The 14,831-nt window shown below is 65.8% G+C and carries 23 protein-coding genes; 22 read left to right on the top strand and 1 reads right to left on the bottom strand.

Annotated features, from left to right (window positions below; genetic code table 11):
• From BLU18_RS09810 to BLU18_RS09705, 22 genes are all read left to right on the top strand, one after another.
• The gene (locus BLU18_RS09810) at nt 1-462 is read left to right on the top strand and encodes a 50S ribosomal protein L22 (RefSeq protein WP_092634483.1); all 462 of its coding nucleotides are present in this window, start codon (nt 1-3) and stop codon (nt 460-462) included.
• On the top strand, nt 462-1,415 hold the full coding sequence (locus tag BLU18_RS09805) for a 30S ribosomal protein S3 (protein WP_092634480.1): 954 nt from the start codon (nt 462-464) through the stop codon (nt 1,413-1,415). The genes BLU18_RS09810 and BLU18_RS09805 overlap by 1 nt, the downstream gene beginning before the upstream one ends.
• The gene (gene rpmC, locus BLU18_RS09800) at nt 1,416-1,619 is read left to right on the top strand and encodes a 50S ribosomal protein L29 (RefSeq protein ID WP_092634478.1); all 204 of its coding nucleotides are present in this window, start codon (nt 1,416-1,418) and stop codon (nt 1,617-1,619) included. It begins immediately after the preceding gene.
• Nucleotides 1,619-2,005 (top strand): ribonuclease P protein component 1, encoded by a 387-nt coding sequence (locus tag BLU18_RS09795; RefSeq protein WP_092634476.1) that lies wholly within the window; start codon nt 1,619-1,621, stop codon nt 2,003-2,005. The genes rpmC and BLU18_RS09795 overlap by 1 nt, the downstream gene beginning before the upstream one ends.
• Nucleotides 1,996-2,322 (top strand): 30S ribosomal protein S17, encoded by a 327-nt coding sequence (locus BLU18_RS09790; protein ID WP_092634474.1) that lies wholly within the window; start codon nt 1,996-1,998, stop codon nt 2,320-2,322. The genes BLU18_RS09795 and BLU18_RS09790 overlap by 10 nt, the downstream gene beginning before the upstream one ends.
• On the top strand, nt 2,322-2,720 hold the full coding sequence (locus tag BLU18_RS09785) for a 50S ribosomal protein L14 (RefSeq protein WP_092634472.1): 399 nt from the start codon (nt 2,322-2,324) through the stop codon (nt 2,718-2,720). Before BLU18_RS09790 ends, BLU18_RS09785 begins: the two co-directional genes overlap by 1 nt.
• Nucleotides 2,717-3,073, top strand: coding sequence for a 50S ribosomal protein L24 (gene rplX / locus BLU18_RS09780; RefSeq protein ID WP_092634470.1), 357 nt, complete (start codon nt 2,717-2,719; stop codon nt 3,071-3,073). Before BLU18_RS09785 ends, rplX begins: the two co-directional genes overlap by 4 nt.
• On the top strand, nt 3,070-3,777 hold the full coding sequence (locus BLU18_RS09775) for a 30S ribosomal protein S4e (protein WP_092634468.1): 708 nt from the start codon (nt 3,070-3,072) through the stop codon (nt 3,775-3,777). Before rplX ends, BLU18_RS09775 begins: the two co-directional genes overlap by 4 nt.
• Nucleotides 3,774-4,295 carry a 50S ribosomal protein L5 gene (locus BLU18_RS09770; RefSeq protein WP_092634466.1) on the top strand — a complete coding sequence of 174 codons (522 nt, stop codon included), beginning with the start codon at nt 3,774-3,776 and terminating at the stop codon, nt 4,293-4,295. The genes BLU18_RS09775 and BLU18_RS09770 overlap by 4 nt, the downstream gene beginning before the upstream one ends.
• Entirely contained in the window at nt 4,292-4,483 is a 192-nt protein-coding gene (locus BLU18_RS09765) for a 30S ribosomal protein S14 (RefSeq protein WP_092634464.1), read from the top strand. The genes BLU18_RS09770 and BLU18_RS09765 overlap by 4 nt, the downstream gene beginning before the upstream one ends.
• A gap of 2 nt (nt 4,484-4,485) precedes the next feature.
• The gene (locus BLU18_RS09760; protein WP_092634462.1) at nt 4,486-4,878 is read left to right on the top strand and encodes a 30S ribosomal protein S8; all 393 of its coding nucleotides are present in this window, start codon (nt 4,486-4,488) and stop codon (nt 4,876-4,878) included.
• Nucleotides 4,879-4,880: 2 nt separating this feature from the next.
• Nucleotides 4,881-5,417 (top strand): 50S ribosomal protein L6, encoded by a 537-nt coding sequence (locus tag BLU18_RS09755; protein WP_092634460.1) that lies wholly within the window; start codon nt 4,881-4,883, stop codon nt 5,415-5,417.
• The gene (locus BLU18_RS09750) at nt 5,418-6,128 is read left to right on the top strand and encodes a 50S ribosomal protein L32e (protein ID WP_092634458.1); all 711 of its coding nucleotides are present in this window, start codon (nt 5,418-5,420) and stop codon (nt 6,126-6,128) included.
• Nucleotides 6,125-6,583 carry a 50S ribosomal protein L19e gene (locus tag BLU18_RS09745; protein WP_092634456.1) on the top strand — a complete coding sequence of 153 codons (459 nt, stop codon included), beginning with the start codon at nt 6,125-6,127 and terminating at the stop codon, nt 6,581-6,583. The genes BLU18_RS09750 and BLU18_RS09745 overlap by 4 nt, the downstream gene beginning before the upstream one ends.
• Nucleotides 6,583-7,143: a 50S ribosomal protein L18 gene (locus tag BLU18_RS09740; RefSeq protein WP_092634454.1), complete on the top strand. Its 561-nt coding sequence runs from the start codon at nt 6,583-6,585 to the stop codon at nt 7,141-7,143. The genes BLU18_RS09745 and BLU18_RS09740 overlap by 1 nt, the downstream gene beginning before the upstream one ends.
• Nucleotides 7,133-7,789 carry a 30S ribosomal protein S5 gene (locus BLU18_RS09735; protein WP_092634452.1) on the top strand — a complete coding sequence of 219 codons (657 nt, stop codon included), beginning with the start codon at nt 7,133-7,135 and terminating at the stop codon, nt 7,787-7,789. The genes BLU18_RS09740 and BLU18_RS09735 overlap by 11 nt, the downstream gene beginning before the upstream one ends.
• Nucleotides 7,789-8,253 (top strand): 50S ribosomal protein L30, encoded by a 465-nt coding sequence (gene rpmD / locus BLU18_RS09730; RefSeq protein WP_092634450.1) that lies wholly within the window; start codon nt 7,789-7,791, stop codon nt 8,251-8,253. Before BLU18_RS09735 ends, rpmD begins: the two co-directional genes overlap by 1 nt.
• Nucleotides 8,250-8,738: an uL15m family ribosomal protein gene (locus tag BLU18_RS09725; RefSeq protein ID WP_092634448.1), complete on the top strand. Its 489-nt coding sequence runs from the start codon at nt 8,250-8,252 to the stop codon at nt 8,736-8,738. Before rpmD ends, BLU18_RS09725 begins: the two co-directional genes overlap by 4 nt.
• Before the next feature lie 4 nt (nt 8,739-8,742).
• Nucleotides 8,743-10,212: a preprotein translocase subunit SecY gene (gene secY / locus BLU18_RS09720; protein WP_092634446.1), complete on the top strand. Its 1,470-nt coding sequence runs from the start codon at nt 8,743-8,745 to the stop codon at nt 10,210-10,212.
• 135 nt (nt 10,213-10,347) lie between these two features.
• The gene (locus BLU18_RS09715; RefSeq protein ID WP_092634444.1) at nt 10,348-11,166 is read left to right on the top strand and encodes a hypothetical protein; all 819 of its coding nucleotides are present in this window, start codon (nt 10,348-10,350) and stop codon (nt 11,164-11,166) included.
• Between the two features lie 61 nt (nt 11,167-11,227).
• On the top strand, nt 11,228-11,962 hold the full coding sequence (locus BLU18_RS09710; RefSeq protein WP_092634442.1) for an N-acyl homoserine lactonase family protein: 735 nt from the start codon (nt 11,228-11,230) through the stop codon (nt 11,960-11,962).
• Nucleotides 11,963-11,991: 29 nt separating this feature from the next.
• Nucleotides 11,992-12,804 (top strand): BtpA family protein, encoded by an 813-nt coding sequence (locus BLU18_RS09705; protein WP_092634440.1) that lies wholly within the window; start codon nt 11,992-11,994, stop codon nt 12,802-12,804.
• On the opposite strand, the gene BLU18_RS09700 is transcribed toward BLU18_RS09705, so the two are convergent.
• On the bottom strand, nt 12,805-14,703 hold the full coding sequence (locus BLU18_RS09700; protein WP_394327338.1) for an SLC13 family permease: 1,899 nt from the start codon (nt 14,701-14,703) through the stop codon (nt 12,805-12,807).
• Between the last annotated feature and the right edge of the window lie 128 nt (nt 14,704-14,831).

Genomic DNA, 14,831 nt, shown 5'->3' with positions numbered 1-14,831 from the left:
ATGGGAATCAACTACAGCGTCGAGGCCGACCCGGAGACGACCGCCAAGGCGATGCTCCGAGAGCGGCCCATCAGCATCAAGCACAGCAAGGCCATCGCCCGCGCGATCAAGGGCATGACCGTCGCCGACGCCGAGGCGTACCTGCAGGACGTGATCGACGAGAAGCAGTCGGTCCCGTTCAAACAGCACAACTCCGGTGTCGGTCACCGGAGCGACATCGACGGCTGGGACGCCGGTCGCTACCCCGAGAAGGCCAGCAAGGACTTCCTGAAGCTCATCGAGAACGCCCGCAACAACGCGGACGAACAGGGCTTCGACGGCGAGTCCATGACGATCAACCACGTCGCCGCCCACAAGGTCGGCGAACGACAGGGTCGCAAGCCCCGTGCGTTCGGTCGCGCGGACCCATGGAACACCACGCTCTGTGACGTCGAACTCATCATCGAGGAGGACGAGGAATAATGGCTGACGAACACCAGTTCATCGAGAACGGACTTCAGCGCTCCCAGATTGACGAGTTCTTCGCGGACGAACTCGGCCGCGCGGGCTACGGCGGCATGGATGTCGCCAAGACCCCGATGGGGACCCAGATCGTCCTCAAGGCCGAGAAGCCCGGAATGGTCATCGGCAAGGGTGGGAAGAACATCCGCAAGGTGACCACGGAACTCGAAGAGCGGTTCAACCTCGACGACCCCCAGATCGACGTGCAGGAGGTCGACGAACCCGACCTCAACGCACGCATCGTCGCGGACCGACTGGCCAACGCCCTCGAGCGTGGCTGGTACTTCCGCAAAGCGGGCCACACGACCATCGACCGGATCATGGAAGCCGGCGCCCTCGGCGCCGAAATCGTCCTCTCCGGGAAGGTCACGGGCGCTCGCTCGCGCGTCGAGAAGTTCAACCGCGGCTACATCAAGCACAACGGCGAACCCGCCGAGTCCATCGTGGATGAGGGGCAGGGCGTCGCCGTGATGAAGCTCGGTACCATCGGCGTGACGGTGAAGATCATCCCGCCGGGAGCCGAACTCCCCGACGACTTCGAAATCGCCGAAGACGCCGACATCGAACCGGTCGAGCAGGCCGCGGAGACGGGCGAAGGCGTCGAGGAGCTCCTCGAAGAGGAGCCGGGCGACGTTCCGGACGTTGGCGAAGGCGACGATGTCGAGGTGCCCACCGAGGGCCCCGAGGACGTCATCGACGAGGAGATCGACGAGGAAATCGTCGAGGAAGTCGTCGAAGAGACCCAGACCGACGACGACTCGGAGACCGACGACTCCCCCGAGGAGACGGTCGACGAGTCCTCCGAGGACGAAGAGGAGCTCGACGAGGACGTGGCCGAGGAGGCCGCGGACCTCGTCGAGGAGATGGAAGAGTCTGCTGAAGACGAACCCGCCGACGACGAGGAGGACACGTAAATGGCGATTCTCCACACCGCAGAGATTCGCGACATGACGCCCGCCGAACGCGAGGCGGAACTCGAAGAGCTCGAGACGGAACTGCTGAACGCCAAGGCCGTCCAGGCCGCTGGTGGGATGCCCGAGAACCCGTCGCGAGTCGGCGAACTGAAGAAGACAATCGCGCGAATCAAGACGATTCAGCGCGAAGAAGGCGATATCTGATGGCACTCACACCCGAAACCCTGGTCCGACACGAACTCAACGGCCTGCACGCGCGGGTCGTCGAGTCGACGAATCCCGACGCTGTCGGGATTAGCGGCCGCGTCGTCAGCGAGACGATGCGGACGCTCAGTCTGTCGGCCGGGTCTCGGGTGCGACGCCTCCCCAAGTCGGGGACGACCTTCGAATTCACGATTCCGTGCACAGATGAAGCCGCCGACGCCGCGAAGGTGTCGGGGACCGCGCCCAAACTTCCGCCGGAAACTGCCAGCCGAACTGGTCAGTCTGACGGTTGCGAGGACGCGGCCTACGTTACGGTGGATGGCACACGACTGCTCTCACGACCCGCCTTGCGAACCGAGAAGGCAGGTGTATCCACATGGCGATAGGACTGAACGTAACAGAACCGGAGGACGCCTGTACCGACCAGCACTGTCCGTTCCACGGATCGCTTTCCGTGCGCGGCCAGACGCTGGAAGGTACGGTCGCCTCCACAGCAATGGAAAAGACGGTCGTCGTCGAGCGCGAATACGACGTTCGCGTTCCGAAGTACGACCGATACATGAAACGCCGGAGTCGCATTCCGGCCCACGCACCTCCGTGCCTGGGTCTCGAGGAAGGCGACACGGTCCGCATCGCGGAGACGCGACCCCTCTCGAAGACCAAATCACACGTGGTCGTCGAGCGACTGGGAGGTGACGAGTGATGGAGGCGCTGAAGGCCGACGTCACCCGTGGCCTCGCTAAAGGGTCGCTGATCAACTGCGCCGACAACACCGGCGCTCGCGAACTGAAGGTTATCAGCGTCGCGGGCTACTCCGGTACGAAGAACCGACACCCCAAAGCGGGCATCGGCGACAAGGTGACCGTCTCGGTCACCAAGGGCACGCCGGAAATGCGCCGGCAGGTGCTGGAGGCGGTCGTCGTCCGCCAGCGCAAGCCCATTCGCCGCCCGAGCGGCACGCGCGTCAAGTTCGAGGACAACGCCGCCGTCGTCATCGACGACATGGAAGAGCCTCGCGGGACCGAAATCAAGGGTCCTGTTGCGCGCGAAGTCGCCGAACGCTTCGGGAGCATCGCATCCACGGCAACGATGATCGTATGACTCGACAGCCACACAAACAGCGCACACAGAAGCGAAACGCGCCCCTGCACGAGCGACACGACCAGGTCCGAGCCACGCTGGCCGACGACCTCCGCGAGGAGTACGACCAGCGTTCGGTCCGCGTCAACGCGGGCGACACCGTCGAGGTGCTCCGCGGCGACCACGCCGGCGAAGAAGCCGAAGTGGTCGCGGTGGACCTCACGGACGAGGTCGTTCACGTCGAAGACGTGACCGTCGAGAAGGCCGACGGCGAAGAGGTGCCCCGGCCGCTCGACGCGAGCAACCTTCGCGTGACCGAACTCGACCTGGAGGACGACCGCCGGCAGGCGCGTCTCGAAGGAGGTAGCGAATGACGCGACACCAGAAGCGACTCTCAGTACCGAAGTCCTGGCCGGTCGAACGGAAGACCGCGACGTGGACGGTCAAGGCCGGTGCCGGTCCGCACGGCGAGGCGGGGGTTCCCCTGCTCATCGTCCTGCGGGACGTGCTCGGCTACGTCGACTCGCGGAAAGAAGCCAACTACGCGCTCAACGAGAACGGCGTGCTCGTCAACGGGGACGCACCCTCGGACGTCGAGCGCCCCATCGGGATGTTCGACATCCTCTCCTTTGTCGAGCGCGAAGAGCAGTACCGCGTGTTCCCGGACGAGGGCGGTCGGCTCTCGCTGACGCCCATCGACGCCGACGCGGCAGGGAGCCGCCTCGGCAAAATCGTCCGCAAGACGCAGGTCTCCGGCGGCGACATCCAGCTCACGCTCCACGACGGCGCGAACGTTCGCGTCGACGCGGGCACCGAGTACGACACCGGCGACTCGCTCGTCATCGACAACGAGACCAAGGATATCGTGGCCCACTTCGTCTACGAAGAGGGTGCACTCGTGACCGCCGTCGCCGGCAGCCACGCCGGCGAAATCGGCGAAATCGACACGATTACCGTGACGCCCGGGAGCGGCGACAACGTCGTCACCGTCACCCAGGACGACGGCGACGGCTTCGAGACCATCGAAGACTACGTCGTCGTGATTGACGAGAACTTCACGGAGGATGACGACGAATGAGTGAAAGCGCAGAGTTCCACGAGATGCGCGAGCCGCAAATCGAGAAGGTCGTCGTCCACATGGGCGTCGGCGAAGGTGGCCGCGAACTCGCGGACGCCGAGGACATCCTGGAGAGCGTCACTGGTCAGCAGAGCGTGCGGACGCAGGCCAAGCGGACGGTCCAGGCGTTCAACATCCGTGAGGGCGACCCCATCGGTGCCAAGGTGACGCTCCGTGGCGAGGACGCGATCGAGTTCCTCGAAACGGCGCTCGCCGTGGCCGACATCTCGCCCCAGCAGTTCGACGACACGGGTAACTTCAGCTTCGGCGTCGAGGAACACACGGAGTTCCCGAGCCAGGAGTACGACCCGAACATCGGAATCTACGGACTCGACGTGACCGTCAACCTGGTTCGTCCGGGCTACCGCGTCACGAAGCGGAACAAGGAGTCGCGACAGATTCCGTCCTCCCACCGACTCGACGCAGACGACGCCGTCGCCTTCGTCGAATCCACCTTTGACGTGGAGGTTACGCAATGAGCGAAAGTGAATCAACCCAGGACGAACGCGACGTGACCGGTGAGCACGCCTCGCCGCGGACCGACGACCGCCACCAGTGTCGTCGGTGCGACCGCGAACAGGGACTCGTCGGGAAGTACGACATCTTCCTGTGTCGGCAGTGCTTCCGAGAGGTCGCGCGCGACATGGGCTTCAAGAAGTATCGATAACAATGGCAGGGAACGATCCCCTCTCGAACGCGCTTTCGGGACTCGACAACGCCGAAAGCGTGGGACATCTGTCCCATACGGTACAGCCCGCGTCGAACGTGATCGGATCGGTACTCGAGGTCTTCTACGACCGCGGGTACATCGACGGCTTCGAGTTCGTCGATGATGGTAAGTCCGGTCGCTTCGACGTCGAACTGAAAGGTGCGATCAACCGCTGTGGCGTCGTCAAGCCCCGCTACTCCGCGGGCGCCGACGAGTACGAAAAGTGGGAGAAGCGATACCTCCCCGCCCGTGACTACGGGGCACTCGTCGTCACGACCAGCCACGGCGTCATGAGTCACTACGAGGCCCGCGAACAGGGCATCGGTGGCCAAGTGATCGCGTACGTCTACTAACAATGAACCGAACAGAACTCCAGATTCCGGACGACGTGTCCGCCGAAATGGACCACCTGGATCTGACCGTCGAGGGACCGAACGGGAGCGTCACGCGACGCCTCTGGTTCCCCGACGTGTCGGTGCGCGTCGAGGACGACCACGTGGTAATCGAGAGCGAAGCCGACGACGCCAACACGCACGCGACGCTCGGCACCTTCGAGAGCCACGTCAGGAACATGTTCCACGGCGTGACCGAGGGCTGGGAGTATCAGATGGAAATCTTCTACGCCCACTTCCCGATGCAGGTCACCGTCGAGGGCGACGAAGTCGTCATCGAGAACTTCCTCGGCGAGCGCGCGCCGCGAACGGTGCAGATTCGCGGCGACACGGAGGTACAGGTCGACGGCGAGGAGATCACCCTCTCCGGTCCCGACAAGGAAGCCGTCGGGCAGACCGCCGCCGACATCGAACAGTTGACGCGCGTCCCGGACAAAGACACTCGTGTCTTCCAGGACGGCGTCTACATCACGAAGAAACCGCAGGCAGGTGGGGCGTAGATGAGCGACGAGATTCAGGACATCGAAGACATCGGTGGCGTCGGTCCCTCGAAAGCGGAAGCGATCCGCGCAGCCGGCTACGAGTCCATCGAGGACCTCAAGGCCGCGAGCCAGTCGGAACTGGCAGACATCGACGGCGTCGGCAACGCGCTCGCAGCGCGAATCAAAGCCGACGTCGGTGGCCTCGAGGTCAGCGAAGAGACCGAGGCCGAAGTCGAAGAGGAAACCGAAGAAGCCGAAGACGAAAGCGAGGAAGCGGAGACGGAGCTCCGTCCCCGCGGCCACGCCGACAAGACGCCGGACCTCGACGACGAGGCCGCACGCGCACTGGTCCAGAAGCGCCGTCAGGGCAAGCCGAAGTTCAACCGGCAGGACCACCACAAGAAAAAGCGCGTCGACCCGTCGTGGCGCAAGCCGCGAGGGACGCTCTCGAAGCAGCGACGCGGTATCAAGGGCAAGGGCGCAGTCGTCGAGGCGGGCTACCGCTCGCCGAAGGCGGCCCGCGGCCTGCACCCGAGCGGCTTCGAAGAGGTTCGCGTCCACAACACGGACGACCTCGAGGGGGTCGACCCCGACACCGAGGCCGTCCGCATCGCGAGCGGCGTGGGCGCGCGCAAGCGCGAACGCATCGAAGACGTCTGCGAGGACCGCGAGATTCGCGTCCTCAACCCGACGTACATCGAGGTCGAAGTCGAGGAGGAAGCTGAATGACTGATCTGAGCGCACAGAAGCGGCTCGCTGCCGACGTCCTCGACGTGGGCGAAGACCGCGTGTGGTTCGATCCGGAGGAACAAGGTGAAATCGCGGACGCGATCACCCGCGAAGACATCCGTGACCTGGTCGATCAGGGCACGATTCAGCAGAAAGACGCCTCGGGCAACTCGCGTGGTCGCGCCCGCGAACGGGCCGACAAGCGAGCCTACGGTCACCAGACCGGTGCCGGCTCCCGCCGCGGGACCGCCGGCGCCCGGAAGAACAGCAAGGAAGATTGGACGAGTCGCATCCGCGCCCAGCGCCGCCGTCTGCGTGAGTTGCGCGACGACGGCCCGCTCGACCGCACCCAGTACCGCGAGCTCTACAACAAGGCTGGCGGTGGGGAGTTCGACAGCGTGGCGCGACTCGAAGCGTACATCGAGAACAACTACGACGTTGAGGTGAGCGACTAATGGCTACAGGCCCACGATACAAGGTCCCGATGCGGCGTCGCCGCGAGGACCGAACCGACTACCACCAGAGGTTGCGCCTGCTGAAATCCGGCAAGCCGCGTCTGGTTGCTCGCGTGAGCAACCGACACGTCAGGGCGCAGCTGATCACACCCGGTCCCGACGGTGACGAGACGCACGTGGCCGCCTCCTCCGAGGACCTCGATGAGTACGGCTGGGACGCCCCCACGGGCAACCTCCCCAGCGCGTATCTCACGGGGTATCTCGCGGGGATGCGGGCGATCGAGGCAGGCCTCTCTGAGGCCGTCCTCGACATCGGTCTCAACACCGCGACACCGGGCAACAAGGTGTTCGCAGTACAGGAAGGCGCAATCGACGCGGGACTCGAAATTCCGCACAGCGATAACGTCCTCGCGGACTGGTCGCGCAATCGCGGCGAGCATATCGCCGAGTACGCTGAACAGCTGGACGAACCGCTGTACAGCGGCGACCTCGACGCGACGGACCTCCCCGAGCACTTCGACGAAGTGCGCGAACGACTGATGGAGGACAATGAGCAGTAACGATTACGGCGACGGCTGGGAACCGCGCACGCGGCTCGGCCGCAAGGTACAGGACGGCGACATCACGTCGATGAAGGCGGCGCTCGAATCCGGGCTCCCCCTGAAAGAGGCCGAACTCGTCGATCAGCTCCTCCCGGGGCTGGACGACGAAGTGCTGGACATCAACATGGTCCAGCGGATGACCGACTCCGGTCGCCGGGTGAAGTTCCGGTGTGTCGTCGCAGTGGGTAACCGCGACGGCTACCTCGGCTACGCCGAGGGCCGCGACGACCAAGTCGGCTCGGCTATCCAGAAGGCCATCGACGTGGCCAAGCTGAACATCATCGAGGTCGACCGTGGCTCCGGGTCCTGGGAGGACCGCGCAGGCGGCGTGAACTCCCTGACGCGGAAGGCGACGGGCAAGGCCGGTTCGGTGACCGTCGAGGTCATCCCCGCCCCGCAGGGGCTGGGACTGGCCGCGGCACCGACCGTCCGTAACATCCTCGAACTCGCCGGCGTCCAGGACGCGTGGACGAAGTCGACCGGGAACACCCGGACGACGGTCAACCTCGCGAAAGCGACGTACAACGCGCTCCAGAACGCTTCGCAGTCGCGGACGCCCCGTCGGGCGCGCCGCAAGCAGCGCGAAACTGAGGTGAACGAGTAATGGAAGCACTCGTCCAGATTCGCGGTGAGGTGAACATCTCCGGCGAGGTGCAGGACACGCTCGAAATGCTCAACCTGCACGCCGTCAACCAGTGTACGCTGGTGCCCGAGACGGACGCCTACCGCGGCATGATCACGAAGGTCAACGACTACGTCGCCCACGGCGAACCGTCGGCCGACGTCGTCGCGACGCTCATCCGTCGACGCGCCGAACCCCTCGAGGGCGCGGCCGATATCGACGACGAGTGGGTGGCCGAGAACACCGACTACGCCGACATCGACGCGCTGGCGGCGGCGCTGGTCGACGACGAGGCGACGCTCCGCGACGCGGGGCTCGCCCCGTCGATTCGGCTGCACCCGCCGCGTAGCGGCCACGACGGCGTCAAGCACCCGACCATCGAGAGCGGCCAGCTGGGCCAGCACTCGACCGAGCAGATAGACGAACTGCTGGAGGCCATGCGATGACGAGCAAGAAAAATCGCCAGCGCGGCTCGCGCACCCACGGCGGCGGGACACACAAGAACCGGCGCGGCGCCGGTCACCGTGGCGGTCGTGGTCGCGCAGGCCGTGACAAACACGAGTTCCACAACTACGAACCGCTCGGCAAACACGGCTTCACGCGCCCCGACTCCGTCCAGGACGACGTGCGCGAGGTGACCGTTCAGGAACTCGACGAGAACGCCGCCCTGTACGTGGCGGAGGGTCTCGCCGAGGAGAGCGGTGACGGCTACCAGATCGACGCCCGCGACGTGGCCGACGACGGCTACGCCGCGGACGTGGTGAAAGTGCTCGGTGACGGCCAGGTTCGCAACGAACTGTCGGTCGTCGCGGACGCGTTCACCGCGAGCGCCGTCGAAAAGATCGAGTCCGCCGGCGGTAGTGCCGACCTCTCGGAGCGAGCCGAGACGGCCGACGAGGCGGACGACGCCGAGGAGACAGACGAGGAGTAAACCGATGGGATGGAAGGAGACCGCCGAACCGGTGCTGACGCGGATGCCGTCAGTCGCGCGTCCGGAGGGGCACGTCCCCTTCCGGCGCAAGCTCGGCTGGACCGCAGGCGTCCTCGTGTTGTATTTCTTCCTGACGAACATCCAGCTGTTCGGGCTGGATGCCGGCACGCAGAGCGACCTGTTCGGTCGCTTCCGATCGATTCTCGCCGGGTCGAGTGGCTCGGTCCTGCAGCTCGGGATCGGCCCCATCGTCACCGCGAGCATCGTCCTGCAGCTGCTGGGCGGGGCTGACCTGCTCGGCTTGGACACCGACGACCCCCGCGACCAGATCCTGTATCAAGGCCTCCAGAAGTTGCTGGTGGTCGCGATGATCTGTCTGACGGGGCTGCCGATGGTGTTCGCTGGGAACTTCCTTCCGGCCGATCCGGCGGTCGGGCAAGCGCTGGGCATCGGACTGACCGGTGTACAGGGCCTGCTCTTCCTCCAGATCGCTGTCGGCGGGATCCTCATCCTGTTCATGGACGAGATCGTCAGCAAGTGGGGCGTCGGCTCCGGTGTTGGGCTGTTCATCATCGCCGGCGTGAGCCAGCAGCTCGTCGGTGGGCTGTTCGCCTGGGAGGGCCTCGGCGGGACGGCGGGCTTCTTCCCGACGTGGGCCGCTATCCTGACCGGCGCACAGGAGATCGCCTCGCCGCTCACCGCACAGGGGCTGCAGGCGCTCCTACTCGGCCAAGGGCAGTTGCTCGCGCTGGTGACGACGGTGCTCATCTTCTCCATCGTCGTCTACGCCGAGAGCGTCCGCATCGAGATTCCGCTCTCGCACGCCCGCGTCAAGGGCGCCCGCGGACGATTCCCGGTGAAGCTCATCTACGCCAGCGTCCTGCCCATGATTCTCGTGCGCGCCCTGCAGGCGAACATCCAGTTCGCGGGGCGTATCCTCAACAGCACGTGGAATCAGATGCCGGCGTGGCTCGGCCAGTACAGTAACGGACAGCCCATCTCCGGGCTGTTCTACTATCTGGCCCCCATCCAGACGCGAGCCGACTGGATGTGGTGGCTGGCCGGCACCTCGGCGGAACCCTGGCAGATCATGATTCGAGTGGGGCTCGACCTCACCATCATGGTCATCGGTGGCGCCATCTTCGCCATCTTCTGGGTGGAAACGACCGGGATGGGCCCGGAAGCGACCGCCCAGCAGATTCAGAACTCCGGGATGCAGATTCCCGGATTCCGGCGCAACCCGCAGGTCATCGAGAAGGTCATGGAGCGCTACATCCCGCAGGTGACGGTCATCGGCGGTGCGCTCGTCGGCCTCCTCGCCGTCGGCGCCAACATGCTCGGCACCATCGGACAGGTGTCCGGAACCGGACTCCTGCTAACTGTCTCCATCACCTACAAGCTCTACGAGGAGATTGCGGAAGAGCAGTTGATGGAGATGCACCCGATGATGCGGAACATGTTCGGCGGCGAATAACGGACATCTCCCCTTTTCTTTCGCGTCGCTAGCGGCCCCGAGCGACTGCTCGGTTCGCTTCTGTCGCGTGTCGCTCAAATCCGCGGTTGAACGTACGAAAGGCACTTATCAGAACCGTCCCACGCTTCCCAGCGCATGCCAGCAACTCGCCGGGAACTCGTGGCAGCGCTCGGTGTTGCGCTCGGCTCGGCCGGCTGTGTCTCCACGCCGTCGAGACGGTCCGACGGCGCCACAGCAACCTCGCCGGCCACGTCCTCGACCGAGAGCCGCCAGGTGTCGATGGGGACGACGGTCACGGTCAGTGGCACCAGCGTGACCGTCGAGAATCCACGCGTGAGAAAGGCCGTCGTCACGCCGGGGATGGCGCACACGCGCGTCGTGGCGAACGCGGGGCAGTTCGTCGTCGTGGATATCGCAGTCGATGGCGCAACGCCGGACCAGCCCTTCGACCGCGAGTTCCGGTCGGCCGTCGACGGCGAGACGAGAGACGGAAGCGACCCGCTCCCGACGACGGACGCGGGTGGCTACGCGTTCGCGCTCCCAGCGACCCGTCACGACCGGGGCGCGATTCAGTGGGCGACCGACGAGACGGACGTATACTGGACGCTCCCTCGAGCGGTGCTCGGGTCACTCGCCGTCGAGCCGATATTCTCCGTGACGGCGTTCCGGGTCCCGCACCGCGACGGCGAACGCGTCTTGGAGTTGACGGTCGCCAACGAAGGGGAGCGCGACGGCCACTTCGCGGCTCGCGCCTCCTTCGACGGGTACAGCGGCGGGAGCATTGTGGAGTTCCCCGTTCCAGCGGGCGAGTCGGAGACGTACACGGGGCGACCGGGCGACGTGTTACTGTATTTCGAGAACCACGGCGGCGAGACACTCACCGTGGAGTATCCGGCGGACGAGGGGCTCAGAAGCATCGAACGGACGGTGAGTTCGTCGGCGACGGAGGAGTGAGAGTACTCGCCGAGCCACGGCGTCGAACAGGCTTATCCCACTCCCAGCCGACGAGCGACCCATGCCGACCGTCACGCCCCGGTGTTGTGGCTCCATGCGCCTCGACGCGAGCGTCCTCGTGCAGGGCGAACGCGGCACCGTCGAAGCGCCCTCCATCGTCTACCTCATCGAGGGCGAACAGACGATTCTCGTCGATACGGGCTTCGGACCGGTCGAGTTGATGGCCGAGTACCACCCGAGCTACCGCTGTCACCGTGAGCCGGGACAGGACCTGCACTCGATTCTCGACAGCGAGGGCCTCGCGCCGAGCGACGTGGACGCCGTCGTCCTCAGCCATCTCGACTGGGACCACTGCTACGGCCTCGACGCGTTCCCGGAGGCGACGGTCTACGTTCAGCGCGAGGAACTAGCGTACGCCGTCACCCCCTATCCGATACACGCGGACCGATACGACGCCACGTCGCTGGACCGAGAGCCGCCGTGGCTACCCATCGACCTCACGCCCCTGTCGGGAGAAACGGAGCTCTGCCCGGGCGTGACAGCGTTCCCGACGCCGGGGCACACGGTGGGTCATCAGTCGGTGGCCGTCGAAGAAGAAGGGGAAACAACGCTCGTCGCCGCCGACGCGGTCCAGACGTTCGAGAACGCGCCGGAGGACGACCCGATTCCGGGGCAACCGATGGACGACGTGGCGTGGTGGGAGAGCGCGACGGAGGTACTCGACCGGGCGGACCGCCTCCTCCCGGGACACGAGTGGGGGGTTCTCGACGCCGAGCCGGTGGGGTTGGCGGACTGATTTAACTGGCTGCCGTGCGCGGAGCGTGTATGGACACGGAACACGTCTTCGGCGTCGCCACCCCCGTCGTGGGGATGGTGCATCTCCCGCCACTGCCCGAATCGCCGCAGTTCGACGCGGACGCGGGGCGCGCTGCACTCCACGAGGCGGCCCGTCGCGACGCGGAACGTCTCGAATCCGGCGGCGTCGACGCCGTTCTGGTCGAGAACTTCGGTGACGCACCCTTCTACCCCGAATCGGTGCCGCAGAGCGTCGTCGCCGACCTGACTGCGCTGGTCGACACCGTGCGGGCGACGACCGACCTGCCGGTCGGGGTGAACGTCCTCCGCAACGACGGCCCGGCGGCGATGGCCGTCGCCGCCGCGACCGGTGCGTCGTTCGTCCGGAGCAACGTCCACGTCGGCGCGCGCGTCGCCGACCAAGGTGTGTTGGAGGGGCGCGCCCACGAGACGATGCGGACGCGTGACCGCCTCGATGCGGACGTGCGAGTGCTCGCCGACGTGGACGTGAAGCATTCGGTCCCGCTGGGGGCGGAGACGTCGATGCTCGGCGACGCCGTCGAACGCGGCCTCGCCGACGGAATCGTGGTGAGTGGCTCGGGAACGGGACAGTCGACCGAACGCGAGGCCGTCCGGGCGGCGGTGGACGAACGCGACGCACTCGGCCTCGACGTGCCGGTGTTCGTCGGGAGCGGCGTGACCGCCGAGACAGTCGCAGAGACGCTCTCGATTGCCGACGGCGTCATCGTCGGCAGCGCGTTCGAGGAGGGCGGCGAAGCCGGCAATCCGGTGTCGGTCGACCGCGTCGAGCGATTCGTCGACGCCGCGGAGGCGGGGCGGTAGTCACACGCCCCAAATCACGACGATGCCGGCGACGGTGACGAACGACAGGAAGAGTTGGAGGGGGCCGCCGACGCGGAGGTAGTCCGAGAACTTGTAGCCGCCGGGGCCGTAGACGAAGAGGTTGGTCTGGTAGCCGACCGGCGTAATGAAGGCTGTCGACGCCGCGAAGGTGACGGCGAGGACGAACGAGAACGGGTCCGCCCCTATCTGGGTCGCCGCTTCGACGGCGACGGGGAGCATCAACACGACGCTCGCGTTGTTCGAGATGACGCCGGTGATGATTCCCGTCGCAAGGTAGAACACCCAGAGGACGCCGATGGGCGGGAGGACGAGCCCCGTCATGGCGACGAGGGTTCCGAGGATATCGGCGCCGCCGGTCTGTTCGAGTGCCATGCCGAGCGGAATGACGCCAGCGAGGAGGAAGATGACATCCCACTCGACGGCGTCGTAGATTTCGGTCGGGTCGAGGACGCCCGTGGCGACCATGGCGACGACGCCCGCGAGGGCGGTGACGAGGATGGGAAGCGAGAGTGCCGCGAGCGACTGGAAGGCGGCGACGCCGGTGACGCCCGCGAGCGCGGAGCCGAGGGTGGCCCACGGCGCGGCGGCGACGCCGATGACGCCGGCCATGATGGCGATGGCGTGGGGAATCTTCTCGGAACGGTAGTGGGGTTCGTCGGGTTCGTGGGCGACGATGAAGTCCTCGTTGTCGGAGAGGCGGTCGATGCTGTCGGGCGGCGCCTGAATGAGGAGCGTGTCGCCCGCGCGAATCGTGCGGCGGTCCATGTGGTCGCGGACGGTCTCGCCCCGACTCCGGAAGGCGAGGACGTTCGCGTCGTAACGCTGGCGGAACGTGGAACTCGCGAGGGACTTGCCGGCGAGGAAGGAGCCACGCGGGATGACGACTTCGACCAGCGTCTGGGCGGACTCCGTCTCGGGTTCGAGTTCCGCCTCGGTCTGTGGCGGACTGCCGGTGAGCGTGAGCGTATCGCGGTCAGCTAGTTGGCTGACAGTGTCGCGGTCGGCACGGAGGCGAAGTAGGTCGCCCTCGTGGACGGTCATCTGCGCGAGCGGTTCGATGTACTCCTCGCCGTCGCGGACGATTTGGAGGATGTCGGCGTCGAATTCGACGCTGTCGATGGCGGTGCCGACCGTCTGACCGACGAGCGGCGAGTCGGGTTCGACGACCACTTCGGTCAGATACTCCTCGATTGCGTACTCCGTGACGTAGTCTTCGTCGACGGGGACGCGCTCGGGGATGAGGCGGTGGCCGATAGTCATGAGATAGAGGCTCCCGGCGATGAGGACGATGACACCGAGCGACGTGAACTCGAACATGGAGAAGGGGTGGCCGAGCAGTCGCGCCGACACGTCGCTGGCGAGGATGTTCGTCGAGGTGCCGATGAGAGTGAGCATCCCGCCGAACATGGAGGCGTACGAGAGCGGGAGGAGGAGCTTCGAGGGAGAGGTCTTGCCCGCGTGCGCGAGGTCGGTGATGACGGGGACGAGGATGGCGACGACGGGCGTGTTGTTGATGAACCCGGAGACGGGGCCGGCGACGCCGATGGTGGCGAGCAACTGTCGGTCGCGATTCGTCCCGGCGAAGGCGGTCATCTTGCGGCCAAGTATCTGCACGAGGCCGGTGCGACTGATGCCCGAACTCAGGATGAGCATCGCGAGGACGGTGATGGTCGCGGGGTTCGAGAACCCGGAGACGCCTTCAGTCGCCGAAATTTGAGAGAGATTCACGACGCCGTCGCTCCCGAACACCATCAACAGCACCATCAGGAAGATGGCAGTCACGTCGATGGGCAGGAATTCCGTCACGAACAGGACGAGCGCGAGCGCGACGACGCCGAAGACGAAGAGGGCGTCCGCGGTCACCGAGAGCGACGCCACGTCGGCAACGAGAGCGACCGTCGAAAGTGACGAACCAGACGAGAGCACGCTTCGATGGATGGAGAGCGGGGAGCGTGTTCAAGATACCGGAGGGACTGTGCGGCGTGCCATCACCCGCACCAACAATC

It is taken from the genome of Haloplanus vescus (assembly GCF_900107665.1).
Classification (GTDB): domain Archaea; phylum Halobacteriota; class Halobacteria; order Halobacteriales; family Haloferacaceae; genus Haloplanus; species Haloplanus vescus.
The sequence above is the reverse complement of the archived record's forward strand: the minus strand, read 5'-3'. Positions and strand labels throughout refer to the sequence as shown.